The organism is Heyndrickxia sp. FW510-T9 (assembly GCF_058781025.1).
Genome location: NZ_JBYSWK010000030.1, coordinates 12,136 through 36,634 on the forward strand (window position 1 = coordinate 12,136; position 24,499 = coordinate 36,634).

Annotated in this window: 22 protein-coding genes and 2 tRNA genes; 2 read left to right on the plus strand and 22 right to left on the minus strand. The window is 35.7% G+C overall.

All coding sequences use genetic code 11. The annotated features are described in order from the left end of the window. Positions 1 to 237: 237 nt before the first annotated feature. From prkT to spoIIE, 3 genes are all read right to left on the minus strand, one after another. Positions 238 to 1,221, minus strand: a complete 984-nt coding sequence (prkT, locus tag AC3WJF_RS15015; RefSeq protein ID WP_492453565.1) for a serine/threonine protein kinase PrkT — start codon at positions 1,219 to 1,221, stop codon at positions 238 to 240. Continuing rightward, the gene (locus AC3WJF_RS15020; protein WP_492453567.1) at positions 1,190 to 1,927 is read right to left on the minus strand and encodes a vWA domain-containing protein; all 738 of its coding nucleotides are present in this window, start codon (positions 1,925 to 1,927) and stop codon (positions 1,190 to 1,192) included. Before AC3WJF_RS15020 ends, prkT begins: the two co-directional genes overlap by 32 nt. 305 nt (positions 1,928 to 2,232) lie before the next feature. Beyond that, positions 2,233 to 4,707 carry a stage II sporulation protein E gene (gene spoIIE, locus AC3WJF_RS15025; protein WP_492453569.1) on the minus strand — a complete coding sequence of 825 codons (2,475 nt, stop codon included), beginning with the start codon at positions 4,705 to 4,707 and terminating at the stop codon, positions 2,233 to 2,235. Positions 4,708 to 4,931: 224 nt separating this feature from the next. On the opposite strand from spoIIE, the gene AC3WJF_RS15030 reads away from it, so the two are divergent. Further along, a tRNA-Met gene (locus tag AC3WJF_RS15030) sits at positions 4,932 to 5,008 on the plus strand. Positions 5,009 to 5,017: 9 nt separating this feature from the next. After that, a tRNA-Glu gene (locus AC3WJF_RS15035) sits at positions 5,018 to 5,089 on the plus strand. 158 nt (positions 5,090 to 5,247) lie between these two features. Here the strand turns inward: AC3WJF_RS15035 and AC3WJF_RS15040 are convergent. The 19 genes from AC3WJF_RS15040 to ispE form a co-directional block, all read right to left on the minus strand. Beyond that, positions 5,248 to 5,652, minus strand: coding sequence for a S1 domain-containing RNA-binding protein (locus AC3WJF_RS15040; protein ID WP_492453570.1), 405 nt, complete (start codon positions 5,650 to 5,652; stop codon positions 5,248 to 5,250). Between the two features lie 74 nt (positions 5,653 to 5,726). Further along, positions 5,727 to 6,134, minus strand: a complete 408-nt coding sequence (locus tag AC3WJF_RS15045; protein WP_492453572.1) for an FtsB family cell division protein — start codon at positions 6,132 to 6,134, stop codon at positions 5,727 to 5,729. A gap of 16 nt (positions 6,135 to 6,150) precedes the next feature. Next, positions 6,151 to 6,789: a spore cortex biosynthesis protein YabQ gene (gene yabQ / locus AC3WJF_RS15050; protein WP_492453574.1), complete on the minus strand. Its 639-nt coding sequence runs from the start codon at positions 6,787 to 6,789 to the stop codon at positions 6,151 to 6,153. Then, complete coding sequence (yabP, locus tag AC3WJF_RS15055) at positions 6,786 to 7,091, minus strand: sporulation protein YabP (protein WP_492453575.1); 306 nt, start codon at positions 7,089 to 7,091, stop codon at positions 6,786 to 6,788. The genes yabQ and yabP overlap by 4 nt, the downstream gene beginning before the upstream one ends. A gap of 513 nt (positions 7,092 to 7,604) precedes the next feature. After that, on the minus strand, positions 7,605 to 8,054 hold the full coding sequence (locus AC3WJF_RS15060) for a DUF1569 domain-containing protein (protein WP_492453577.1): 450 nt from the start codon (positions 8,052 to 8,054) through the stop codon (positions 7,605 to 7,607). 384 nt (positions 8,055 to 8,438) lie between these two features. Beyond that, positions 8,439 to 8,702: an RNA-binding S4 domain-containing protein gene (locus tag AC3WJF_RS15065; RefSeq protein WP_492453633.1), complete on the minus strand. Its 264-nt coding sequence runs from the start codon at positions 8,700 to 8,702 to the stop codon at positions 8,439 to 8,441. Between the two features lie 20 nt (positions 8,703 to 8,722). Continuing rightward, on the minus strand, positions 8,723 to 10,180 hold the full coding sequence (gene yabN, locus AC3WJF_RS15070; protein ID WP_492453579.1) for a bifunctional methyltransferase/pyrophosphohydrolase YabN: 1,458 nt from the start codon (positions 10,178 to 10,180) through the stop codon (positions 8,723 to 8,725). A 226-nt stretch (positions 10,181 to 10,406) separates the two neighbouring features. Beyond that, positions 10,407 to 11,975 carry a putative polysaccharide biosynthesis protein gene (locus tag AC3WJF_RS15075; RefSeq protein WP_492453581.1) on the minus strand — a complete coding sequence of 523 codons (1,569 nt, stop codon included), beginning with the start codon at positions 11,973 to 11,975 and terminating at the stop codon, positions 10,407 to 10,409. Between the two features lie 109 nt (positions 11,976 to 12,084). Continuing rightward, a complete protein-coding gene (gene spoVT, locus AC3WJF_RS15080; protein ID WP_492453583.1) occupies positions 12,085 to 12,621 on the minus strand; it encodes a stage V sporulation protein T in 537 nt (178 codons plus the stop codon). A 427-nt stretch (positions 12,622 to 13,048) separates the two neighbouring features. Further along, positions 13,049 to 16,582 carry a transcription-repair coupling factor gene (gene mfd, locus AC3WJF_RS15085; RefSeq protein ID WP_492453585.1) on the minus strand — a complete coding sequence of 1,178 codons (3,534 nt, stop codon included), beginning with the start codon at positions 16,580 to 16,582 and terminating at the stop codon, positions 13,049 to 13,051. 108 nt (positions 16,583 to 16,690) lie between these two features. Continuing rightward, positions 16,691 to 16,921: an anti-sigma-F factor Fin gene (fin, locus tag AC3WJF_RS15090; RefSeq protein WP_492453587.1), complete on the minus strand. Its 231-nt coding sequence runs from the start codon at positions 16,919 to 16,921 to the stop codon at positions 16,691 to 16,693. Between the two features lie 67 nt (positions 16,922 to 16,988). Further along, positions 16,989 to 17,546 (minus strand): aminoacyl-tRNA hydrolase, encoded by a 558-nt coding sequence (gene pth, locus AC3WJF_RS15095; RefSeq protein WP_492453589.1) that lies wholly within the window; start codon positions 17,544 to 17,546, stop codon positions 16,989 to 16,991. A gap of 496 nt (positions 17,547 to 18,042) precedes the next feature. After that, a complete protein-coding gene (locus AC3WJF_RS15100; RefSeq protein WP_492453591.1) occupies positions 18,043 to 18,681 on the minus strand; it encodes a 50S ribosomal protein L25/general stress protein Ctc in 639 nt (212 codons plus the stop codon). 281 nt (positions 18,682 to 18,962) lie between these two features. Then, positions 18,963 to 19,919 carry a ribose-phosphate diphosphokinase gene (locus AC3WJF_RS15105; RefSeq protein WP_492453593.1) on the minus strand — a complete coding sequence of 319 codons (957 nt, stop codon included), beginning with the start codon at positions 19,917 to 19,919 and terminating at the stop codon, positions 18,963 to 18,965. 12 nt (positions 19,920 to 19,931) lie between these two features. Beyond that, complete coding sequence (gene glmU, locus AC3WJF_RS15110; protein ID WP_492453595.1) at positions 19,932 to 21,305, minus strand: bifunctional UDP-N-acetylglucosamine diphosphorylase/glucosamine-1-phosphate N-acetyltransferase GlmU; 1,374 nt, start codon at positions 21,303 to 21,305, stop codon at positions 19,932 to 19,934. A 436-nt stretch (positions 21,306 to 21,741) separates the two neighbouring features. Then, positions 21,742 to 22,035, minus strand: coding sequence for a septation regulator SpoVG (gene spoVG / locus AC3WJF_RS15115; protein ID WP_055741679.1), 294 nt, complete (start codon positions 22,033 to 22,035; stop codon positions 21,742 to 21,744). A gap of 239 nt (positions 22,036 to 22,274) precedes the next feature. Beyond that, positions 22,275 to 22,649 (minus strand): RidA family protein, encoded by a 375-nt coding sequence (locus AC3WJF_RS15120; RefSeq protein ID WP_492453597.1) that lies wholly within the window; start codon positions 22,647 to 22,649, stop codon positions 22,275 to 22,277. Positions 22,650 to 22,685: 36 nt separating this feature from the next. Then, the gene (gene purR, locus AC3WJF_RS15125) at positions 22,686 to 23,501 is read right to left on the minus strand and encodes a pur operon repressor (RefSeq protein ID WP_492453599.1); all 816 of its coding nucleotides are present in this window, start codon (positions 23,499 to 23,501) and stop codon (positions 22,686 to 22,688) included. An 86-nt stretch (positions 23,502 to 23,587) separates the two neighbouring features. Then, entirely contained in the window at positions 23,588 to 24,454 is an 867-nt protein-coding gene (gene ispE, locus AC3WJF_RS15130) for a 4-(cytidine 5'-diphospho)-2-C-methyl-D-erythritol kinase (protein ID WP_492453601.1), read from the minus strand. Between the last annotated feature and the right edge of the window lie 45 nt (positions 24,455 to 24,499).

The following is a 24,499-nucleotide window of genomic DNA, read 5'->3' on the forward strand; positions in this document are numbered from 1 at the left end:
AGAAAATCGTATAACTTTCCTTTTTCTACTTTAGTATGGTTAGCCTTTTTAAGAAAAGATGCCCCGAAACAAAGTCTAATTTAGGATTTAAAACAATTTACGAAAAGCCATAATCTATGTAAAAACAACCTTTAATTAATATAGTACCATTTAAACCTTTTAGGTTCGAAAATAAGGCACTGTTTATAAAAAATTTTTCAATTTGTAAAAAGGGAGACATACTATATGACTCCCTCCTTACATCAAATGTCCATATACATATAAAAAATATAGGAAGGATATTACCATAATAATCATGATGGTTTCTAAGAAACTGGAAATTTTGTTATTCCTTCGTCTTTTTACCCGGGAGGATACTAGCTTCTTTGGTTGCGACGACACTACTTTCGCTGGGTATGCTTTTTGATCGCTTCTACCATCGCTAGATAATTCTTTCATTAATTCCTTTCGCATTTCTAATGCCGAACGATATTTTCCGGTGATGGCTTTCCATAATATATCTCGATACTTTGCCAATTCAGGTTTTACTTGTATTGCTTTTTTTAATTGCCCGAGACCTTCACCCTGTTTCGTAAACCTTTTTGGATAAACTAAATTAATTATTACCATTGCCACCGCAAATAAATCGTAGCTTGGTTCCGCTTTTCTGGAACCCGCTCCCCAATAGCCTCTATCGAAAAATTCAGTATACTCCTTTATTGCTCGACCTATTAATGTTGTACCACCTACATCAATACAACGAATTCTTGTCGGTGGACCAGTCACAATTAGATTTTCCGGCTTTAAATCACCAAATACCCATCCCTCTTGATGTAGACGATCCAAATCATTTAATAGTTGCAAAATTAATACACCTGACCATGAATGACCTTTCTTTTGTATGAATTCTAAAAGATTAGGACCTTGAATATATTCCATTACATAGAAGGGAACTCTTTTTTCATGCGTTTCCCAATCATCAACTTCTAGCAAAGAAGGTCCTAGGGTACTCCCTTGGACCTTTGAAAATGCTTTTAGGACATTTACTTCTGAGGTTATTGACATGGAATTATCACTCATTTTTAATGCTACATATTCTTGTTTCCCTTCCGCTAAGTAGACCATTCCATTGGCACCATAGCCTAACTCTCGAATTAAGGTGTAACGATTTTTATTCCATTTACCTGCTACGACTGTACCTAATTGAAATTTATATTGATTCTTCAAAGTATTGTTCATCATCACGAGATAACAATCCCCTTAAAGACCTTTTTTTATTAAAATAAGCAATTGCTTCTTTTAATGCTGGGCCAGTTGGAGTAATACCACCAACACTCAATTTAGAAAAAATGGTGGACAATGATTCCAATCTAGGTGTCCAGTCCAGCAATTTTTCGACATCTTTCCTTTTCCCGGGAAATACAAAAACAGAAAATTGATTATTTCCCATCCTTGCGTTTAAACTTAATGATAAGTCTAATAAGGCCTCTTTCACTGTTGGAAGCTTGTGCTTCATACTTGCACTCGTATCGACAAGAATTAACACGTCCAGATCTACCGTTTCACCAAGATCATCCACTACTTCCATTACTTCTCCTCTTTGATCAGGCGGAAGTTCCTCCATCGTTGTGCTACGTCCTAATATATGCTGTAACTCTTGATTCACAACACCTTGTAATGTTTGTGTCATCGCCTTTCTAGTTACCATCTGCACTGTTTGTGATAAACTCTTGGCATATACAATTTGACTAACACCACCACCCGATACGGAGATTCCTTCAATTTCCTGCATACTCTTTTCATCAATCACATCATTTTCCATTACTCCAATAACATTAATTGTAATCCCTTGTTCATTTGCCAAAGCAGCCATCGCTATTGGATCATCGCCTTGGTTTGAACACCCATCTGTAATCAATAGTATTTGCTTTAATGTTCCAGTTTTCAAAGGTTTTCCCCTCCAAATTGTCATTCTTTCACAAGAATAGAAAGAATCTATAGTTGAGGCTGTTTTCGTATAAATTGTTGCTTTTCGCAATTTGTTTTAAATCCTAACTTAGAATAAGTTTCGTGGTATCTTTTCATAAAAAGGATACCTATTCTTCAGACAAATGAAGAAGTTTATAAGATTTTCATTTACAAAAGCAACAAAGTTTATGAAAAGCGCCATTGTTAATAACCATCATCGACGATTTGAAAGGGTTTTATACTTTCTATGATTACTATTTTTAAAGTTTACCTTGCTTACATTCTCTAAGAGATTAACTCCTTTCGTTTACTAGCTGGAATTGCCGCCCACTTTGGAGTATTGTGCTCGATTTTCGCTACCACAATTGTCATATCGTCTTCAATGATTCCAGATCTTGTCCGAATTACCTCTTCCATAATTAAATCTGCTATTTCTTGAGGTTCTTCTGTCTGTACTTCCCGGATTTTTCGTTTCATCCATATATCATAATTTTCAACATGTTTAGGGCCTTCAAATATACCATCACTCATCATCACAAGAAGGTCACCAGCTTTTAATTGATCAGAGACAACTTCCACATCAAATTCCTGAATGATTCCCATAGGTAAGTTACTAGATTCTACTTTCAACACTTTATTTCCCCTTTTAATAAAGCTAGGAGTCGAGCCGATTTTCAAAAACTTCGCACTGGCGTCCTGTAAATCAATCATCGCAAGGTCCAAGGTTGAAAAAACTTCATCCGTAGTCCGTAAAGAAAGAATCGAATTCACGGATTTAATCGCCACTTTCTCCTCAATACCGGATTGTAAAATTTTCTGTAATAATCTAAGCGTTTCATTACTTTCATGGTGAGCCCTCTCACCATTTCCCATACCATCACTTATAGCAATAGCATATTTCCTTGCACCTAGTTCAATAAAGGAGTAACTATCCCCAGATACAAAACCTCCTCCTTTTGCCGCATGAGCAACACCAGTATTCACAACATAAGCTTTGTCGGATCTAAATGTTATATAGGTAAATCCATTTGGATAAGCTACATATTCCGCCCCTTTTACAATAATGGTTTCCCCTAAAATATCAGATAATAATGGAGCAATGATTTTTTCACATTCTCCGTGACTATTATTTGTAGGAATAGTCATATCGATATCAATATTCCCTTCTTCCAGACTATAAATTTCAACCTGTTCGATTTCTAAGCCAAAGTCTTGCAATGCATCTAAAATCATTTCTTCTTGCTTTTGATGATTTTCTCTTTCTCTCTTGATCTCATTTGCAAAATCCCCCATTACTTCAGAAACGCCTAATAATTGTTCTGCAACTAGTTTTCTACTTTCCTTCACTTGTTTCCTCAATTTTTGATTCGCATAATAAAATGTTAACTCTTGATATATAGCATCTTCTAGTTTCTTTGCTTTCACACAATGTTTCTCTACCTCACGATGTATACGTTGCGTCAGTATGCCTTCCCCTTTGTCATATTCATTCATCACATTTTTCATTAATTCATATGTTTTATCGAAATTTTTCACCCAGCATTGTTCCTTTTTGAAGCAGGATTGACAAGTTTTTTCTGTAACATTGCTTAAAAAATAATCAAACTCCTGATCTTCATGGTCCCCTTCCTGCCATTGATCATATTGCGAAAAGCTATTTGAGAGAGCTTGAAAAACAGAGGAAAATTGTTCTACCCGATGAACAGTGATATCTCTGATTTTCCTCATGTATTGCTGCTGTTCCTGAGCAAATTCTGAAGTACCGGGAATATGTTTCGCCATTTTATTTGTTAAATGCTTAGGAGTTAAAAACAACAACATAATAGCCAAACAGGATTCATATATATTTTGTAGTAAAGGTGTTTGGGCATCCCCATACATTCCTATTAATACCGTGGCAATTAATAAGCCAATGGAAGTACCGATTTTCTTGCCTTCTTTTAAAAGTCCACCCAGTAATCCTGAAAATGCTAACAAACTCATTTGATAGAAACTCGATACATTTGCCAAGCTAAATATTAATCCTGTGACGACACCTACAGTTGACCCAACTGTTGCGCCTCCTACAAATGCGAATAAAAGAACTAAAAATCTTGATAAAATATGCTCCACCGATAAATTATAAATGGTCCAGCCAATAGTTCCTGTTAAAACAGATGCTAGCATAATAATGAGACTGACAACTTCCTCTGTCTTTAAACTCTTCTTTCTTTTTTTTAGTGATAAAAGTGGAATACTCTGCATAAAAATAAGGGTAAGGATAAAAGTAAGACTTGCCTCCACACCTGCCATCATTCCATCGTACAAGGTAATGGTTTCGTGATTTTGAATATAGAGAAATGCGCATCGGACAAAAAAAGAGGTAAAAACCACATAATAAGGTAACACCTTCAATTCGTCTTGATGAAATCTAGAAAATAGTCGAAAAGCCATTAAAAAAATGACTGCACACGAAAAAGTAAAAACTGTGCCAGAAATTGAAAGAGTAAACGCACCTACAAGCAGCCCCAACAAAACAAGCGGTGCCTTTTTTCTCCTCATCATATAAACAGAAACAAAGAATGGTAGTGCAAAAGGAGATAAATGAGATAAGATTAAAGCTCGTCCAAGTAAAAACCCGATAAATATGAGTGCTACACCTTTCTGGAGAAAGAATTGGTCTAGCTTTTCCTGAAAATTCACTAATCTTTTGGAAACTTCAAGCTTAGTTTCTTCTAAGTTACTTCCACGATCCATAAAGCTACGCTCCACCTTTTCCATTATTTACACATCCCTTTGGCGTTGTAGTTGCAAACCATTATATATTGGACAAGTCCAGAAGTTTGTCAAATTTAAGAGGTGAATTGAAAGAAAAGTTCGACTATATTCAGCGAAAAACCCCATTTTATATCTAGTAAATTATTTAATAGAAATACGCAAAAGTATATTGACAAAAAAATAATCCAATTGTAATATAGAACTTGTGCTTTTCATTTATATATTTTGGCGGCGTAGCTCAGCTGGCTAGAGCGTACGGTTCATACCCGTGAGGTCGTGGGTTCGATCCCCTCTGCCGCTACCAATTTAATATGGCCCGTTGGTCAAGCGGTTAAGACACCGCCCTTTCACGGCGGTAACACGGGTTCGAATCCCGTACGGGTCATTACAAAGCACAAAAGGCGCCTTGCTTAGCAAGACGCCTTATTTTTTTGCTAGCATATACAAATTTTTTATGAAACAAAAAAAGAACATTCTTTTCAAAGAATGCTCTTTTTATTTATGAAGAATTCCTTCACCTGCTATATGTGAATAGACAGCAAGTTAGCCTCGTCTAGCACCTCTACCACCGCGTTTTGATTCGGTATTGCGCTTTATTGAAGATAAACGATCTTCACTATCCTTTAAAAAACGAGCCATTTTTTGCTCAAAATTTTCTCTTGGACGTTGTTGGGTATGACTTGGTTTATTATGACGAGGTTTCTGAGTTGGTGCCTGTTCTTTTGCTTTTCGAATCGATAAACCAATTTTGCCGTCTTTCTCATTAATGACTTTTACTAGGACTTCATCGCCCACTTTCAAATGTTCATTAATATCCTTCACATAGTTATCAGCCACTTCACTGATGTGAACAAGACCTGTTGAGCCTTCAGGCAATTCGACAAACGCTCCAAAATTAGTGATCCCTGTTACTTTCCCTTGTAACTTGCTGCCTACTTCGATCGACATAAAAAATAATTTCCTCCTTAAAAAGATAAAAAATAAAGCTTAATATATATTATATCGGACGTTAAAAAAGAGTGTCAATAAGACACATCTTTATCCTCATCTTTCTTCTTCTTACCATCAGGAATATTAAAAATAATTTCCCCTTTTTCAGAAAGAAAATATTCACTTCTGGCTAACTTTGCAATATAATTATCATCGTTCAATTTTACTACCTCATCCTGAAGGTAAGACTTCTTTGTCTTTAAATCAGCAAGTTTCTTCTCTAGCTTTGCTTTTTCTGCCTGTTTTACTTCCAGTTGGTGGTTTCTTGAGATGAGTGTAGAAACCAATAAATATACTAATGCCAACGTAATAACGCTGAACGCCACTAATCTTCGCAAAAGTAATTTTTTCCTTTTTGCCATTAGTTTCTCTTTTATCATTTGCTGTTTCGTATACGCATTTTCCATCGGCGTAATATTCTTTTCTTTCCTGGCACCCATCTCTAAACCTCCTCCATCATTTTTTATGAAAAATACCACGTATAAAATTCACTGTATATATAACCTTATTCTTAGCTTTTTTTAAAATCCCTGCAAATCTTTGAAATATTTTTTCGACTGATTTTTTGAAAAAATCAGGGAATAACTTCCATAATATTCCTAAGGTCCATTTTATTGGATAAAAGATAACCTTTAACACCCATATTAGCATCTTTATAATTATTTGTACAAGGGACAATAGTCCTTTTCCTAATGAAATCAATAAAGTAAAAAGGGCTAATACAATCCACTTTACCGGGTTAAAAATCAGCAGCATAAATAATTTAACCAAGAAACGATAGATTGCAACTATGGCATTTATAACGGTTTCGAGCAATTTTAAATAAATGTTTTTCATTAGAGCCTGATAGGCAGCAAAACCACAAAATAAGGCAACAAATATATAAAAACGGATCTCACCATAGTTGACTAAAAACAAAATATAAAAGATAGCTAGTCCTTGTATCAGCCAAAACATTACATCATTAATAAATACTATCCACTTTTTTCTCTTACCTCTTTGAAGGAAACGACTATACGTATCTAGGGAGGCGCCAAAAATGCTTCCCATAGCGATCATGGCAAGCATCGTGTAAAACTGGGTGGTTAGGCTCATCGGAATAGCTTGCTAAAGAAGCCTTTAGCTTTCTCCCCATGATGTTCATCTAAATATACGAGATCAAATACCTTCCCTTTGATGGAAACAATCCCTTTTTCCACATCAAGATTTTTCATTTGCAGGTTTTGCCCTCGGATAGCTAAAAAGCCCATCACTGTTTCTAAAAGAAACTCTTCATTGTCAAAGCTATCAACCTGTTTTACACCTGTAATGTCTAAAAGTTTCCTCCCTCTCATAATCACATCATGCTCTTGATTTACATTTTTTCCGTTAGAAGGTGTATCATAATATTGACTCAATTTAATCCCCCGCTTTCCGAATTCCTGTCATACATATGCTTTCAGCTATTTTTCATTAGTCCAAGCTATATAATCATGTGTATGTTGAGGGTCGAAAAAAAAGAACACGCCATTAAGAAAAGCGGAAGCAACTCAGCTCAGGCGCGTATGGAGGAGTGAAATTAGCATTTCAAATTTCACCTTAACAGGAACGGGTTCGATTTTGGCGTACAAAACACAAAAAAGCAGTAGAAATAATAACAGTCCTATTAAGGCAATAACAGCAAAACTAACACAAAAAAAAGGAGTTTGGATATCCAAGCTCCTTTTTTGATATTTTGTATTGGTCTTTCTTCACAATCGCGCACGTTTAAGGAAAACAAAAGATTATATAACGACATACTGTTGGTTGCTTCAAATAGTAATTGTGAATAAATCAACGCATTGTTCATCTATTGAAAAAGAATAGTAAAGAGGCTTAGAGATACTTTCTTCAACTAATGATGCACATTGTTTCATTTTGTTTTTCAATGTTTAAACTCCAAACTGTTTAAAATGATGGTCAAGGTGCTTGTATATTCCTTTTCCCCATTGCTCAGCAGTGAGTTTTCCGAAAAAAGGATGCGGATGAGTTGTGCACTTCTCTGGTCCGTTCTTTTGGAATGTGATAATTTTTTGTTTAAGCCTTTCTTTTTCTGTCTCAAATTCTCTATCATCTGCAATCAAAATGGTTGGAATAGTAGACATATTATGGGGCACTGTCTTGTCATTGTACATGATTTGTTTTGCAAACCTCCCTACTATTATTCCTAACCAACTCCTTGGTGGAAAAGAATTTCCCATTGCAATGTCTTGAAAAGATGAACAATGCGCTAGCATTTGGGCAACATCCATTTTACCCCATTGTGGTTGTGAATTTGGACTCAATTTATCCATACGCTTTAAAACTTCTTCTGTATGTATATGATTAAAAATATTTTTCATTAGTGTATATCCCCTTTAATTATAATAAAGTCAACCTTTTTAACTTATTTGGCCCGTTTGCTCAGCATTGGCACTATACCATCTCTATATTTCGATTTTAGCACAATTTTCCTTTTGAATTTATTCTTTCACTCATATTGTCTCTTTCATTTCAGAGCAATAATTATCAAACTATTTAACATACAAATTAGCAAAGCTTTTATCCCCCAGTTTAAAATTCTTACTCTATAAATGGTGTGTTAATTAACTTGCTATTACATATGTTAATTTGACAAAAACATTGATGTGACAGGAAATAACAAAGATCCAAATCAATTGCGATTTGGATCTAAACTAGGGCCGCTATTTAATATTCTGTACTCTCAATCACTAAAAAAGGAGTGTCTATTCTTGATTAATCCGTTCGTCTTTAATGACCGTATACATACCTGCAGCATCCTCTTTACGAGTGTTTTCTTGCAGATTTTCTACTTTCACCGTTACTAGTCTTTGACCGAAACGGACCAAGAGCTCATCACCAATTTTCACGTTTGAGCTTGCTTTTGCTTGCTGCCCATTGATCGTGATTCTGCCTTGATCGGCTACTTCCTTTGCAAGGGTTCTCCTTTTGATTAATCTAGAAACCTTTAAAAATTTATCTAATCTCATTGTTGTCACTATTTTCACCTCTATAATCCTGCATTTTTTGCCTGATTCCAAAATTGGTCAAGTTCTGCTAATGTAAAATCTGAAAATGATTTTCCACTCAATTCTACTTGTCCTTCAATAAATTGGAATCTTCTCTTAAATTTCTGATTCGTTCTTTCAAGAGCTTCTTCCGGATAAATTGCCAATAAACGTCCAACATTAATTATGGCAAAAAGAAGATCCCCATACTCTGAAATCTGCTTTTGTCTATCATTCTTCGTTATTTCTACTTGAAATTCCTTCATTTCTTCCAGAACTTTTTTCCAAGCTTCTTCTGCTTGGTCCCAATCAAACCCAAGCTTCGATGCGCACTTTTGATATTCATATGCCCGAATTATTGCTGGTAATCCTTTTCCTGCCTTATCCAACACAGATTTTTTTGATTCATTTCCTTTTTCCTGTCCCTTTATTTCACTCCAATTTTTCATTACATCATTTACATCATTAACGACTACATCGCCAAATACATGCGGGTGGCGTCGGATCATTTTATCGGAAATACTTTCTATAACATCTTCAATAGAAAACATGCCTTCATCTTCTCCAATTTGTGCATGCAGCATAATTTGAAGAAGAACATCCCCAAGCTCTTCAATGATATGATCTATATCATCTTCATCAATGGCCTCTAATAATTCATAAGCTTCTTCTATTAAATACTTTTTTAACGAAAGATGTGTTTGTTCCTTATCCCATGGACAACCATTAGGACCTCTTAAATCCGCAATGATAGACCGTAATGCAGAAAACTCTTTCAGGGAAGTTTCCTTCATTGGAGGTACATAAACACTTGTCAAATTGTTTAATTCAACCTGGCGATCAAGTTCATAAAGCGGGATTGTCTTTACCCATTCCCCCTTTGAACCGGCAGCAGTCACAATGGAAATCATATAGTCATCCGGATACTTTTCCATTAATGTTAATTTTACATTAGAAGCAATGAATGCATCATATACTTGTCCGATAATCAGATGCCCTTGTGTTCGGATATCATCTATATGTAAATCTGTTCCATCCAAAAGTTGAAAACCCTCGATCGGATCTGCCTTCACCGCTGCAAATAAAGGGTCAATAAAGCTCTGCCCCCCAGCAATGATGATATCGATATTTTCCGCTTTCCCTCTTTCCAACAATAATTGAACGGTTCTTTCTGCAACCAGTGGATGCCCTGGAACTGCATAAGTAATATCTTCTGTGATTGCAGCAGCCAGTAATTGATTCGTTATTTCTTCATACACATTTTCAAACTGATCATTTTTTTCATATACATCGTCAAAACTTGTGAATTGGATGCCTTCTGCTTCTAAATCCATCACAACTGGATGTTCTTTTGTTCTTAAAAATAAAACACTAGCGTTTTTAATTAATTTGTAAATTCCTAACGGAAGCTGATCAATATCTCCCGCTCCCAATCCAATAACGGTTATTTGTTTGCTCATCCGATCTTATCTCTCCTTATTCGTAGGCTGTTTTCGCAAAGATTGTTGCTTTTCGTATAAGTATATAATCCTTGAAATGGATAGGATTCGCGCTCTTTTCTACATTCCGTTTTTCATTTGATAGTAGAAAATTACCGTCATAATCCTACTGCCGATTTTTACTCATATTTAATAGCAACAGGTTAAAATCGGCTTTTGGATTTTATACAAAGTATAAGAAAAGAGCCTATTCGTAGAATTTCGAAAAAAGTTTATCAACAAATGGAATAAAATGTATGTCTTCTTTATTAAATAGTTTGAAGTACATAATAGAAATAAAGTACACCAAACCTCCTACAAGGACTCCCGATAATGCCAAGAAAATACTTGAACTGCGATGCAGGGCAAGAATGTTCCCCCATAATGCCAGCCAAATTTGTAGAGTTACCGTCATAATCAATGCAGAGACCAGTGACTTTACATAAAATTGGAACGGTAATTGCCCTAATTTTAACTTGCTAAGCTTTATTATAAAGCATCCGGAAATAATCCCTAAAGCAAGGACGGTTGCTAACGATGCACCTAATGTCCCGAGACGTGGTATGAACAATTGATTAGCAAAAAGCTTTAATACAACTCCAATTAACATGTAAAATGCCGGTGTACAAACACGTCCAATACCTTGCAAAATACCAGTTATGGTTAGGATAGTCGAGCTAAAAAAGATGGATAACGAGAATACCGCTAAAACAATTGAGCCATAATCATTTTTAAAAAGCATAATATTCGTTGGCTGAATAATATTAATAAGACCGATTGTAGAACCTAACCCAACAATAAAGCTAATTTTCATGGCAATAATCACTTTTTCATTTAATACAGACAGATTCCCTTTTTTATATGCAGTTGAAATAACTGGTACTAATGTCAAGGAAAGTGATGTAGCAACAATTGTTCCTAATTGCAATAAAGGCTGACCACGGTCATATATCCCTTTTAGCCTCTTAGCACCATCCATGGATACTCCTGATTTTGTTAATAAGGCAAAAATATTTAAGGAATCTACAAATTGAAATAAAACAAGCAGCATTCCACTAATACAAATAGCCAAACCTTGAAGAATAAAGGTCTTCCCTAATTTCACAGGTTTGTTTCCCGTTACCATAGTATTTTTACTTTTAAAACGAATATAGAAACAAACCAGTACCAAAAAGGATATAACTCCACCAGCTATCGAACCAACAAGGGCACCTTCACCAGCAGTATAGAGAGAATAACCTTTCTTTACTAAAAAAAAGGTCAGGATTAAAATGGATGCTACTCTTATAAATTGTTCCGTTACTTGTGATACTGCAGTAGGAAGCATGTTTCCTTTTCCCTGGAAAAAACCTCTAATCACAGAAACAAACGGTACTAAGAAAAAAGAAAAGGAAATAGTTCTAATTAAAGGACTTAATTTCTCGTCACCCATTAGATCTGCAATAAATGGGGCACCGAAGAAAAAAACCAAGAATAAAAGAATTCCCAAAAAGCTTAACAACATAAAAATAGATTTCATCATGTCCTTAATGTTTGAATCTTTTCCGGCTTCTCCTTCTGCAACAAACTTCGAAATAATCACTGGGAATCCATAGGTCGCTAATGCAATGGCTACTCCGTAAATTGGATAAATTTGTTGATATATGTAAAAACCTATATCTCCCACAATATTTTGAAATGGAACCCGATATACGGCGCTTAATATTTTCGTAATTGCGGCTGCAATGGTTAAAATGAATGCACCTTTAAATAATTTCTTTGAATCATCATGAGACAAATTCCGTCTACCTTCCTATAATAAAATATTTCGTATTATAGCATAACAGAAGGATGGGATAAACAAAAGAAGAAGCAGGTGTTATCACCTACTTCCATCAATAGAAATATTACTGTTCCATTTGTCTCGCCAAAAATCCTGCAGCTGTCTCTGTAGCCTTTTGTTCTACCTCACCAATTGCCCTGTCCTTTGAGAAAATTACCACTGCACCAATTGGATCACCATTTGCTACAATTGGAGAAATCGTATAGGAGGCGAGATCTTCTTCATATCCATCTACTAGTGATGCTTGTCCCTTATTAGCAACAAGAATAGGACTGCGATCCTCCATCACCTTTTCAATAACTTCTCCAATGTTCTTATTCAAGTAATCCTTTTTCGATCCTCCAGCTACTGCTATAACTGCATCTCTGTCACAAATTAATACTTGACTTGTTAAGCTGTCATATAATGCTTCAGCATATTCTTTTGCAAAATCACCTAACTCACTAATTGGAGAGTATTTTTTCAAAATCACTTCTCCGTCCCGATCAACAAAAATCTCCAAAGGATCCCCTTCACGAATTCGTAACGTTCTGCGAATTTCTTTTGGAATTACGACTCTTCCTAAATCATCAATACGACGAACAATTCCAGTTGCTTTCATCTTATGTTGCCTCACTTTCATCAGATGATTTTACCCGGCAGTTTCCTACCTGATTTGTAAATGAATGAATCTTTTACCAACGTTGTCATTAGTATCTTTCATCTAGGAAGTTCTATACATATGAGTTAATTTTTCTGCTACAACTCATTTATGTTGGCTATTTTTGTATAAATTGTTGATTTTCGTACCTTTTTAGATTCCTAATAAGGATTAGCTTCGGCGCATCTTTCCTTAATCGTATTACTCATTCTAAAGTTGAATGGAAAACTTCATGTGATTTATGATTACAAAAACAAAAATATTTAAGAAAAGAGCCTTTGGTCATATCGTTTCTTTACCACAAATAAACAGGAAATAAACCATTAAGTTTGGTAAAAGAGGAAAAACACCACATTTTTAAATTGTGATGTTTTCTTACGTGTATTTCTTATCCAACCTGTTCTGTTAGCTTACTAGCGTTTTTCAATTCTTTTACAATGTCCATAATAATAGCGAGCCATTTTTCTTCAGATATCCCTCTATTATTTAATGTGATTTTCAACTTATTGCCTTCCATCCCAAATCCAACAGCACGGCCAAACTGATTACAAACTTCCACTACTCTTGGACCGTCTATATTTTGTGTCCCATTTTCTGATACAAGAATCGATATGGATTGCTTGACTTGTTTAACAGATTCAAGAGTAGCCTCTACTGCAAACACTTTTATCTCTGCTATTGTAAACAAATATTGAACTTGGATTGGATATTCACCATAACGGTCAATCATTTCCTCCCTTAGTTCCTCAAGATCCTCTATTGATGTAATTGCTCTAAATCGTTTATACATTTCAATTTTTTGATGACCATCGGCAATATAAGTGTCTGGAATATAGGCATCTACTTCTAAATCAATCTCAAAAGGAATTCGCTTTTCTTGATCGTAAGTACCTTTTCGTTCTTCAATCGCTTCTTTTAACATTTGCGAATATAAATCAAAGCCAACGGAATCAATAAACCCGTGCTGTTGGGCACCAAGAATATTACCGGCTCCCCTAATTGATAAATCTCGCATGGCAATTTTAAAACCAGATCCTAATTCAGTAAATTCCTTTATTGCTTGTAGTCTCTTCTCGGATACCTCGGTCAACACTTTATCCTTCCGATACGTGAAATATGCATATGCTACACGGTTAGAACGACCAACACGTCCCCGAAGCTGATACAATTGCGACAATCCCATACGATCTGCATCATAAGTAATTAAAGTATTCACGTTAGGAATGTCCACACCTGTTTCAATAATAGTAGTTGTCACTAAAACATCGTATTCACCTTCTAAAAAGCTCAGAATAACGGATTCAAGCTCACCTTCCGTCATTTGCCCATGTGCATAGGTGACACGGGCATCAGGGACAAGAGAGGAAATTTCCTCCGCTTTTCTTTCGATATCTTCTACACGGTTGTATAAGAAATAAACCTGCCCATTTCTTGCTAATTCCCGTTCAATTGCTTCTCGAACAAGATGTCCGTTATATTCCATGACATACGTTTGAACAGGAAAACGATTTTCTGGTGGAGTCTCAATAACAGATAAATCTCTTACACCAAGCATGGACATATGCAATGTCCTTGGGATCGGTGTAGCAGTTAGCGTTAATACATCTACATTTGTCTTCATTTGTTTAATCTTTTCTTTATGTGTAACCCCAAATCTTTGCTCTTCGTCGATGATTAATAAACCGAGATTATGGAATTGCATATCTTTAGACAAAATACGATGGGTTCCAACAACGATATCTACCGTCCCATTTTTTAATCCCTTAATCGTTTCTGTTTGTTGCTTTTTTGTCCTAAATCGACTTAATAATCCAACAGAAATAGGATAATCCTGAAAACGTTCCTTCATGGTCTCAAAATGCTGCTGCGCTAAAATCGTCGTTGGAACAAGAAAAGCAACCTGTTTACCATCCATAATTGCCTTAAATGCAGCCCGAATAGCAACCTCTGTTTTTCCATATCCAACATCCCCACATAATAAGCGATCCATTGGACGTTCTTTTTCCATGTCATGTTTTATTTCTTGAATGGAACGTAGTTGGTCATCTGTTTCTTGATACGCAAATGTTGTCTCGAACTCTCGTTGCATATCTCCATCTGGTGAAAAAGCAAAACCTTTCGCTGCTTCTCGTTCCGCATAAAGCTTAATTAAGTCATCTGCAATATCTTGAACAGAGGATTGAACCTTTTTCTTAACTTTCTTCCATTCTGTTCCTCCAAGTTTATATACCTTTGGATCTTTTCCTTCAGAACCTACATATTTTTGGACAAGTTCAATTTGTTCTACGGGAACATACAGCTTATCAGTACCCTGATATTTTATATGTAAATAATCCTTATGAACCCCATTAATGACTAGTGTTTCAATCCCTAAATATTTTCCGATACCGTGATTAACATGTACAACGTGATCGCCAATTTTTAACTCGGAATAGCTCTTTATTCTTTCTGCATTTGATAGCTTTTGTTTACGAGGAGCTTTTTTTGTTTTTTTATTAAAAAGCTCTTCTTCCGTAATAACGGCTAACTTGAGCATAGAAAGTTCAAATCCAGTGTTTAGATTTCCTTGAATAACTTGAATTTGCCCAGGTAATAGCTTATTAGAATCTTCCACTATAGCCGCTTCTATTTCATAATCTTCTAATACACTATGTAATTTAGAGAGACGGCCATCATCTGTTGCTAGAAAGACAACGGTAAAATTTCCTTTCTTCCAGCGTTCCATTTCTGTCTTTAAAACATGCATTTGGCCATGGAAATTTTGCATTTGTTTACAAGTAATATTCACAATGTTTTGTGGATTCGTATTCGGAATATGGCGTAAAAACAATGACAAATATAGTCTTGGTAAATTCGCTTGGATTAATAGCTTTGTTAAATTATGCGAAACTTCTAATCCGTGCACAATTTGCCCTTCTTCTAATAATGAAGTAAACCATTCCGCTTCCTCATTCTCTAAGCGATCATTCATCTCTTGAATTCGACTATATTCATCTAATATGACTATTCCGTGACCATCTAAATAATCTAGTAAACTTGCAGGAACCTCATATGCTAATGATAGAAACTTAAAGAATTGTTCTGGTTTTTGCGCACTTCTGAGATTTTCAATTGCGTATCCAATATTTTGTGTTAAAAGTTCTTTGGCATTTGCACTTTTCACTTTTTTGAGAGTTTTAGAGAGCTCTCCTTCTAATCGATCCGCTATTCTTTCAAGGGTTTTGGAGTCAATAGGCGATTCGGTTGCAGGTCCAATTAAAATACTAGTTCTTTTTTCAATGGATCGCTGATCATCTGCCGAAAAAGTCCTAATTGAATCAATTTCCGTATCAAATAATTCAATACGAATTGGATTTTGCTCCGTCAAAGGATAGATATCTAAAATACCACCGCGTAAACTAAAGTCTCCTGGGGCACCGACCATTTCATTACGATCATATCCCATTGCAATAAGAGCTTCTAGAACATGAACAAGATCTATATCCATTCCAACTTCAAAGGTAAGCTGATATTGTTTCCAAAGATCAGGGGAAGGTAGTACTTTCCGAAGTCCTGCCATTGGAACGATAATAATACCCTTTTGGTTGGATACTAGAAAATTCAGTGTTTCTATTCGCTGGGCCATTAATTCTGGGCTAGCTATTCCGATTTCTGCTGCAATCAATTCATTTGCAGCATACAAATAAACAACATTCTCATCCACTAATTGGGATAAATCATCATATAATTTTTGCGCTTGCAAAAGGTTATATGTCACAATCACAATGGATTGATTGGATTTTTCAAATATAGACGAAATAAAGACAGTTCTGGAAGACCCAGACAAACCTGCAACTAATTGTTCTTTTAAATCCCCTTCGATACCAGTAATGACCGACTGGATCTCATCTTGGTGGAGGATAATTTGTTTTAATCCCTTCAATCAATAGCCCTCCTTTCTAAAGTAATAACTACTACTTACTATATGAAACAATTACCTATTTTTAATCTAGAAAACAGAAAAATGCTTTGGATTCTCCCCCAAAGCGGACTAGTGAATCAAATAATCATATGCGTGTAATTCTGGACTTCTTGTAAGTGCTTCTTGGCAGTCTTCACAAATTGCTTTTATATGAATATTACCGTTTGATTCATAGGATATCATGTCTTGACGTTCCTCATTTGTTAAAGTATTTAAACCAAGATTGTCTGCATGAATAGATACATCTTCGATACTGCCCATATTGGTTCCGCAATGACGGCAAAAATAATGTATCGCCATTGTTTGCCTCCTTATTACTACTTTTTTTATTAGTATGAACCTGTTAATAAGGAGTTATTCATGGGAATTAATTAAATTGATTCATCACTTCTAAAAAGGGTTTTTCTAGCCATCTTTCACATGCATCTGCTGAATCTTTTATAGCTACTTGAAGTGTTGGCCACTCCTCTTTCTTAAATTTACTTAAAACATAATCCGGGACGGACATTCCATTTTCGGGACGACTTATCCCAATACGAATTCGATTGAAAGTTTGTGTACCTACATGAGCAATGGTGGATTTAATTCCGTTATGCCCTCCAGCACTTCCCTTTTGGCGTAAGCGTATTTTTCCAACAGGCAAATCAAGATCATCATATATAACTAATAAATCTTCTAAATCAATATCATAATAATCCATCATCGGTCTAATACATTCGCCAGATAAATTCATATAAGTTAGCGGTTTCAGCAACATGATCTTTTGACCATTTTTATGAATGATTGTATATAGACCATTAAATTTCGACTGATTTAAGCTAGTCGAATAACGTTTCGATAACTCATCTATTACTTCAAAACCAATATTATGCTTCGTTTTATCAAATTGTAACCCTGGATTTCCTAATCCTACGATTAATTTCATTAATTACACCTCAATTTAACTATAACATAAGGAAAGCGGAGACGCCGCAGCTCTAGCGTACGGATTTCGTAGTCTTCGACTGAGATAAAGGAAACCGTGCTGAGGCAGTTCACGAGCTATTGAAAATTGAACTACCATTCTCACCAAGTAAAATTTGAAGTTTAATTTTACCGAGTGAAATTTGCACTACCAATTTCACCTGATGTTGACTTATCGTAGGGAGGAGACGGAGAAATCCGCTAGCCGATAGGCGCTATTGAAATTGAAGTACAAATTTCACCTGGAGCTAGACAAAGTCTAATCCTTGTTATTTAATTTATATGATAAAAAACTTATACTTTCTGATTTCATAAGGAAAGCGGAGACGCCGCAGCTTGATCGCATGGGTTTGCTGACCTCTCAACACAGAAAAATTTTTTCGTTCAAAAACTCTACCTTCTTTATTTTACAAAAAAAGAGCTTACCTCCGCAAATGGAGATAAGCCCATTATGAATATTATTCGCCTTCTGTTTCAGTTGTTTCCCTACCTTCAAGGTTTTCCGGCATACCGGATTCTTGTTGTTCTCCAGTACTAATTTCTTCTTCCTGCCTTGGAGGTAATATTGAGGCAATAGTTTCAGTTTCTTCATGATTAATATTGAATGGATAATTACCTTTAATATCAGAGATGGTAATCGTTTCACCGACTTGAAGGTTAGAAACATCCACTCTTATTGCATCAGGCATATCATTTGGCTTGGCAGTAACAGAAAGTTCGTGAATTGGTTGTTGCAGTACACCGCCATCCTTAACACCTGCACTATCTCCAACTAATTCCACACGAACATTGGCTTCAATTTCTGCAGACAAATCGACTGCCAAAAAATCAAGATGAACAATGGTTTTCTTTAAAGAATCTTCTTGATAGTCATTTAAAATAACATTTTGCTTCTGTCCATCAAGATTTAACGAAATGACGCCATTTCTGCCAGCTGCTTTAATTGTTTTTGTAAACTCAGCTTCATTAACATATACAGGTGTGTTTTCCACTTTGTATCCATAAACAACAGCAGGTATATTACCATTTCTGCGAAGATTCTGCAGATCTGAATGTTGTTTATTCGCTCTTTTTTTCGCTTCGAGTACTACGACCATCCTTCCGATACCTCCTTTTTATGTAAAGAAATCTCTCTATATAAATTCCCTAAATTAATTAAGTTTAAACATAGAAAAAGCCTGCATTATTATGCAGGCCACAACTAATCTATATTTATCAAGGCTGTTTTCATAAATTACTGCTTTGCGTACTTTGATTAAACTTCTTACAAGGTGAAGTTTCGGGGCATATTTTCTTAAAAGGATTACCCATTCTAAAACGAAATGATTAATTTATGAGATTTACGATTATAAAATCAACATAGATTAAGAAAAGAGCCTTAATCAAACAATGTACTTACAGATTGATTTTCATGAACACGAATAATTGCTTCTCCAAGTAAAGGTGCTACCGATAATTCGACAACCTTGTCAATCTTCTTTTCTTCTGGTAAAGTAATGGAATTTGTAACAACTAATTCTTTAATTTTTGAATTGCCAATCCTTTCAATGGCAGGTCCTGATAAAACCGGATGTGTGCAACTTGCATACACTTCCTTTGCACCATTTTCAATTAAGGCATTGGCTGCAAGTGTAATAGTGCCTGCCGTATCAATAATATCATCAATCAAGATTGCAATCTTGCCTTCAATATTACCAACTATATTCATTACTTCGGCTACGTTTGGCCTTGGGCGACGTTTATCAATAATTGCAATCGGAGCTTTTAGGCGCTCTGCCAGTTTTCTGGCACGTGTAACACCGCCATGATCTGGAGATACAATGACAATCTCATCATTAAATTTTTTACTCTTGAAATATTCGGCCAGAATTGGAACGCCCATCAAATGGTCGATTGGAATATCAAAGAAACCTTGAATTTGCGGCGCATGTAAATCAAGTGTGATTACTCTCGTTGCACCTGCTGTTTCAATTAAGTTTGCAACTAGTTTTGCGGTAATCGGTTCACGAGCTCGGGCTTTACGATCCTGGCGAGCATAACCATAATAAGGCATTACGATATTAATCGTTTTAGCTGATGCGCGTTTCAGAGCATCGATCATAATTAGAAGTTCCATCAATCTTTCATTAACAGGTGAACTAGTTGCTTGTACAACATATACATCACAACCGCGAATACTTTCTTCAATGTTAATTTGAATCTCACCATCACTAAAACGGGTTACGGAACATTTACCAAGTCTTACGCCTACTACATTTGCAATTTCTTCCGCTAATTGAACATTCGAATTTAATGTAAAGATTTTTAGATTTGGGTCTAAATATTGGTTAGACATGTGGACCTCCAATTATTGATTGTGTTTTAGTTTACTAACATAATTTTCCTTATTCACCTGTCTTGCACGTGCGATAGATAAGCTTTCTGCCGGAATATCATCTGTTATGGTGGACCCTGCCGCTATATAAGCATTTTCCCCGATTGTTACAGGCGCTATCAAGTTGGAATTACAACCAACAAACACACCATTTTCAATTTTTGTCAAAAATTTGTTTTTTCCATCATAATTCACTGTAATGGAGCCACAGCCAATGTTTACATCAGAGCCTACATCAGCATCTCCAATATAACTTAAATGTGAGGCTTTACTTCCCTTACCGAACGTTGCCTTTTTAATCTCGACAAAGTTACCTATTTTTACATCTTCTTCTATATGTGAATCCGGGCGTATATGGGCGAATGGACCAATATTCACACTGGAACCAATTGAACTTTTATGAGCAACAGATTGCTTAATTACTGTACCATTTCCAACCTCGCAATTTAAAATCTCTGAGTTTGGCCCTACTACACAATCTTCTCCAATTACCGTGTTTCCGGAAAGGAATGTACCAGGCTGAATTATAGTATCCGAACCAATAACTACATCTGTTTCAATATATGTGTTGTCTGGGTCAATAATTGTAACACCATTTCGCATATGAGTTTCGTTTATTCTTCTTCTCATGATTTTTTCTGCATTTGCTAATGCAATACGATCATTTACCCCTAATGTTTCATCCATATCATCTGTTTGATAGGCGGAAACGACTTCATTTTGTGATTTTAATATTTCAATTACATCAGGTAAATAATATTCATTTTGGACATTGTCATTTTTTACTTGCTTCAATGTCTCAAATAGTTTTTGGTTGTCAAAGCAAAATACACCAGTGTTTATTTCCTTTACTTTCCGTTCCTCTTCAGATGCATCCTTATGCTCGACAATTTTTTCTACATTTCCTGCTGCATTTCTAATTATGCGTCCATAACCTGTTGGTTTTTCCGTATATGCTGTTAAAATTGTGGCTTTAGCATTTTGCTCTTCATGATGTTCAAGTAATGCTTCGATAGTCTCCGCTTTAATAAGAGGTGTATCTCCACAAACAACAAGAGTAGTTCCAATCTCTCTAGATAAGTCCTGTTCAGCTTGCATAACAGCATGTGCAGTACCTAATTGCTCCTCTTGAAGGACGAAAAGAGTTTTTCCATCTAGCTTTGCTTTCACCATATCTGCCCCATGTCCAATAATTGTGACCATTTTATGAATATTAAGCTTCGATACTTGGTCAACGACATGTTCCACCATTGGTTTTCCACAAACAGGGTGAAGCACTTTATAAAGCTTCGATTTCATTCGCGTACCTTGTCCTGCCGCCAAAATAACAGCAAATCTATTTGTCATATATGGTCCCCCAATAAACCTTTTTATCCATAAAAAATATATCTCAAATATGGTTCTATTTCAAGGAATCTTCGTGAAGTACATATTATTGTAATAAAATGAGGAAAATGGAATCTGGAGGTTGGACTCTGGATTTGAGGGATTTGAGGGATTTGACATTAACAAAGTATCTGGGAATCTATGTCCAGCTACAGCGCCTATCAACTAGCAAACTTGCGCTCTCCTCCCTGCGAGTAATGGCAACAGGTGAAATTAAAAGTGCCAATTTCACTCGGTCATGAACGACTGAGCACGGTTTCCTTTATCTCAGTCGAAGCCCTATAGGTGAAATTTGCTCTTTAATTTCAATAGCTTGTAGTCGATGAACAGGCACCTCCGCTTTTCTAATAAAAAGAGCCTTACTATTTGAAGTAGGCTCTAGTTGTATTATTTTTATTTAGGAAGCACCTGCTTCTTCGAATTCAACTTCTTCTAACTCACCCAATCTATTGTATTCCGTTAATACTGCTTCTTGAATTTTACTGCGCGTATTGGAATTAATCGGGTGTGCAATATCACGAAATTCTCCATCAGGAGTACGTTTGCTTGGCATTGCTACAAACAAACCATTATTTCCATCAATGACACGGATATCGTGGACAACAAATTCATTATCCAAGGTAATAGAGGCAATCGCTCTCATTCTTCCCTCCGTATTAACCCGGCGCAATCTAACGTCTGTTACTTCCATCTGTGTTCACCACCTTTTTCCTTAGATAGAATCTAGTTAATGTATTCAACAGATTTTATAAAACTCCTTCTTTAATTGTATAATTTTTTAAAAAATTTCATGAGTTGTAAATAAAATAATAGTTTATTGACCAACATATTAGCACAATATGGACAACAAACTATTATTTTATACGCATATATCTATGAAAAATGTCAGAAGATAAAAAAAACAAACCCATTAAGGTTTGTTTATAGTGATTATTTAACTAGTGCTACTACTTCAATCTCTATTAAAGCATCTTTCGGTAATTTAGCAACCTCTACACAGGAACGTGCAGGTTTATGTACGGAAAAATATTCTCCATATATTTCATTAATAGCTGCAAAATCATCCATATTTTTTATAAAAACCGTAGCTTTTACAACCGTTTCTAATGAGGCACCCGCTTCTTTTAAAACCGCTTTAAGATTACGAAATACTTGATGTGTTTGTTCTGTAATATCACTTGATACGATAACACCATCAGTAGTTAGCGGAATTTGTCCTGAACTAAAAAACAAATTATTAACTACGATTCCCTGAGAATATGGACCTATTGCTGCAGGTGCATCATTTGTAGCAATTACATTCATTCTATTTCCTCCTCAAATAGGATATTTTAAAGCTTTTCAAGAAAAATAATTTCCCTCAACAACTTTAATTTTTTTCTCCTTCATATCTACATCCATAAGCTTTACTAAAGAAATATAGTCATCGACTAATCTTTCCTGTGCATCTTCAGATTCAACCAAAACAGCAATTCCTGCTACAGAGGCATTGAACTCTTCCAAAAGATTCATCATCCCTGTAATCGTTCCTCCCGCTTTCATAAAGTCGTCCACAATTAATACTTTTGCACCTTCATTTAAGCTTCTCTTGGAGAGAACCATCGTTTGAATTCGTTTTGTAGATCCAGAAACATAGTTAATACTTACAGTGGATCCTTCTGTTACCTTACTATCCCCTCTGACAATAACAAACGGTACATTTAAGTGTTCTGAAATCGCATGAGCAATTGGAATTCCCTTTGTTGCTACCGTCATAATAACATCTATGTCGATATTAGCAAAAGCGGATGCTAATAGCTTCCCAACCTTATTCATAATTTGAGGAGTCCCTAGCAAATCTGTTAAATAAAGATATCCTCCAGGAAGTAGGCGATCTGTACTAGCAATTAGATCACAAAGCTCAGCAATAAATTTCTTTGCATCTTTTTTATTTACTTTCGAAATATATTTTACCCCGCCAGCAGCACCTGGTACAGTTTGAAGAGTACCAATTCCTTGTTTTTCAAATGTTTCTTTGATGATGGCTAAATCCTCACTGATAGAAGATTTGGCAGATCCATATCTTTCTGAAAATAATGTCAATGAAACGAGCTCCTGCGGCCGTTCTAACAAATAGTGCGTCATATCAATAAGGCGCTCACTACGACGAAACTTCATATAACAAGCCTCCGTTAAATCCGAATATTTTACAACAAATATAGCATCAATATACGGAGTTTGTCTATATCTGTTAAGCTTTTATATTAATAAGGAAATCGTTCACCTAGAAGCCTAACAGCGAATACTTGGTCACAAAATCCACGCAATCCATTATATATTCTTTGAAGTCTTGAATCATATTGAACAAGTCCAAATACGGTCGGCCCACTCCCGCTCATTAGCACAGTGTCTGCTCCAAAACGTTCCATTTGTTCTTTGATTTGAAGAACCTCTGGATGTAACTTCAATGTTACACTTTCAAGAACATTCCCGGTTTCTCTGCAAACACCTTCATAGTTCTTCTGCTGGATGGCATGAATCATTGCATTTGTATTCGGATGTTGGACAGTTAATAGATTCAAGTTATTATAAACATCTGCTGTCGATACACCAATAGATGGCTTGGCTAAAATAACCCAACAATTTGGCGGTGCGGGAAGTTCCATTATCTTTTCTCCACGTCCCTTTGCTAGTGCTGTTCCTCCATATACACAAAAAGAAACATCCGACCCAATTTCAGCACCAATTTCAGCGAGCTCATCTATCGATAACCCCAGTTTCCAAAGCTGATTCAAACCTCTTAATGTTGCAGCGGCATCACTGCTTCCACCTGCAAGACCGGCTGCTACAGGTATCATCTTATCAATAGCAATCGAAACACCTTGCTTAATTTGAAATTTCTCTTTCAATAGCTTTGCTGCTTGATATGCTAAATTTCGTTGATCATCTGGCACAAAACGACTTTGTGAGATAATGGAAATCTCATTATCCTTCCTCTCTGAAAGTTCAATTCTGTCAGATAAATCAATGGTAGTCATCACCATTTCGACTTCATGGTATCCATCATCTCGCTTTTTTAATACATCCAGAGATAAATTTATTTTTGCCGGAGCTTTAACTAAAAGTTTCAATCTTTCCACCTACTTTAGCTTAAAACACAAATTTCAGTTAAGTTT

Bases quoted from the DNA above. Each gene is read 5' to 3' on its own strand.
- prkT (WP_492453565.1), bottom strand. From the start codon at position 1,221: ATGATGAACAATACTTTGAAGAATCAATATAAATTTCAATTAGGTACA.
- spoIIE (WP_492453569.1), bottom strand. From the start codon at position 4,707: ATGGAAAAGGTGGAGCGTAGCTTTATGGATCGTGGAAGTAACTTAGAA.
- AC3WJF_RS15040 (WP_492453570.1), bottom strand. From the start codon at position 5,652: ATGTCGATCGAAGTAGGCAGCAAGTTACAAGGGAAAGTAACAGGGATC.
- AC3WJF_RS15045 (WP_492453572.1), bottom strand. From the start codon at position 6,134: ATGGGTGCCAGGAAAGAAAAGAATATTACGCCGATGGAAAATGCGTAT.
- yabQ (WP_492453574.1), bottom strand. From the start codon at position 6,789: ATGAGCCTAACCACCCAGTTTTACACGATGCTTGCCATGATCGCTATG.
- AC3WJF_RS15060 (WP_492453577.1), bottom strand. From the start codon at position 8,054: ATGAAAAATATTTTTAATCATATACATACAGAAGAAGTTTTAAAGCGT.
- AC3WJF_RS15065 (WP_492453633.1), bottom strand. From the start codon at position 8,702: ATGAGATTAGATAAATTTTTAAAGGTTTCTAGATTAATCAAAAGGAGA.
- yabN (WP_492453579.1), bottom strand. From the start codon at position 10,180: ATGAGCAAACAAATAACCGTTATTGGATTGGGAGCGGGAGATATTGAT.
- spoVT (WP_492453583.1), bottom strand. From the start codon at position 12,621: ATGAAAGCAACTGGAATTGTTCGTCGTATTGATGATTTAGGAAGAGTC.
- fin (WP_492453587.1), bottom strand. From the start codon at position 16,921: ATGGCGATACATTATTTTTGCCGTCATTGCGGAACCAATATGGGCAGT.
- pth (WP_492453589.1), bottom strand. From the start codon at position 17,546: ATGAAATTAATCGTAGGATTAGGAAATCCAGGGTTACAATTTGATAAA.
- AC3WJF_RS15100 (WP_492453591.1), bottom strand. From the start codon at position 18,681: ATGGTCGTAGTACTCGAAGCGAAAAAAAGAGCGAATAAACAACATTCA.
- AC3WJF_RS15105 (WP_492453593.1), bottom strand. From the start codon at position 19,919: ATGTCTAACCAATATTTAGACCCAAATCTAAAAATCTTTACATTAAAT.
- glmU (WP_492453595.1), bottom strand. From the start codon at position 21,305: ATGACAAATAGATTTGCTGTTATTTTGGCGGCAGGACAAGGTACGCGA.
- spoVG (WP_055741679.1), bottom strand. From the start codon at position 22,035: ATGGAAGTAACAGACGTTAGATTGCGCCGGGTTAATACGGAGGGAAGA.
- AC3WJF_RS15120 (WP_492453597.1), bottom strand. From the start codon at position 22,649: ATGAATGTAATTGCTACAAATGATGCACCTGCAGCAATAGGTCCATAT.
- purR (WP_492453599.1), bottom strand. From the start codon at position 23,501: ATGAAGTTTCGTCGTAGTGAGCGCCTTATTGATATGACGCACTATTTG.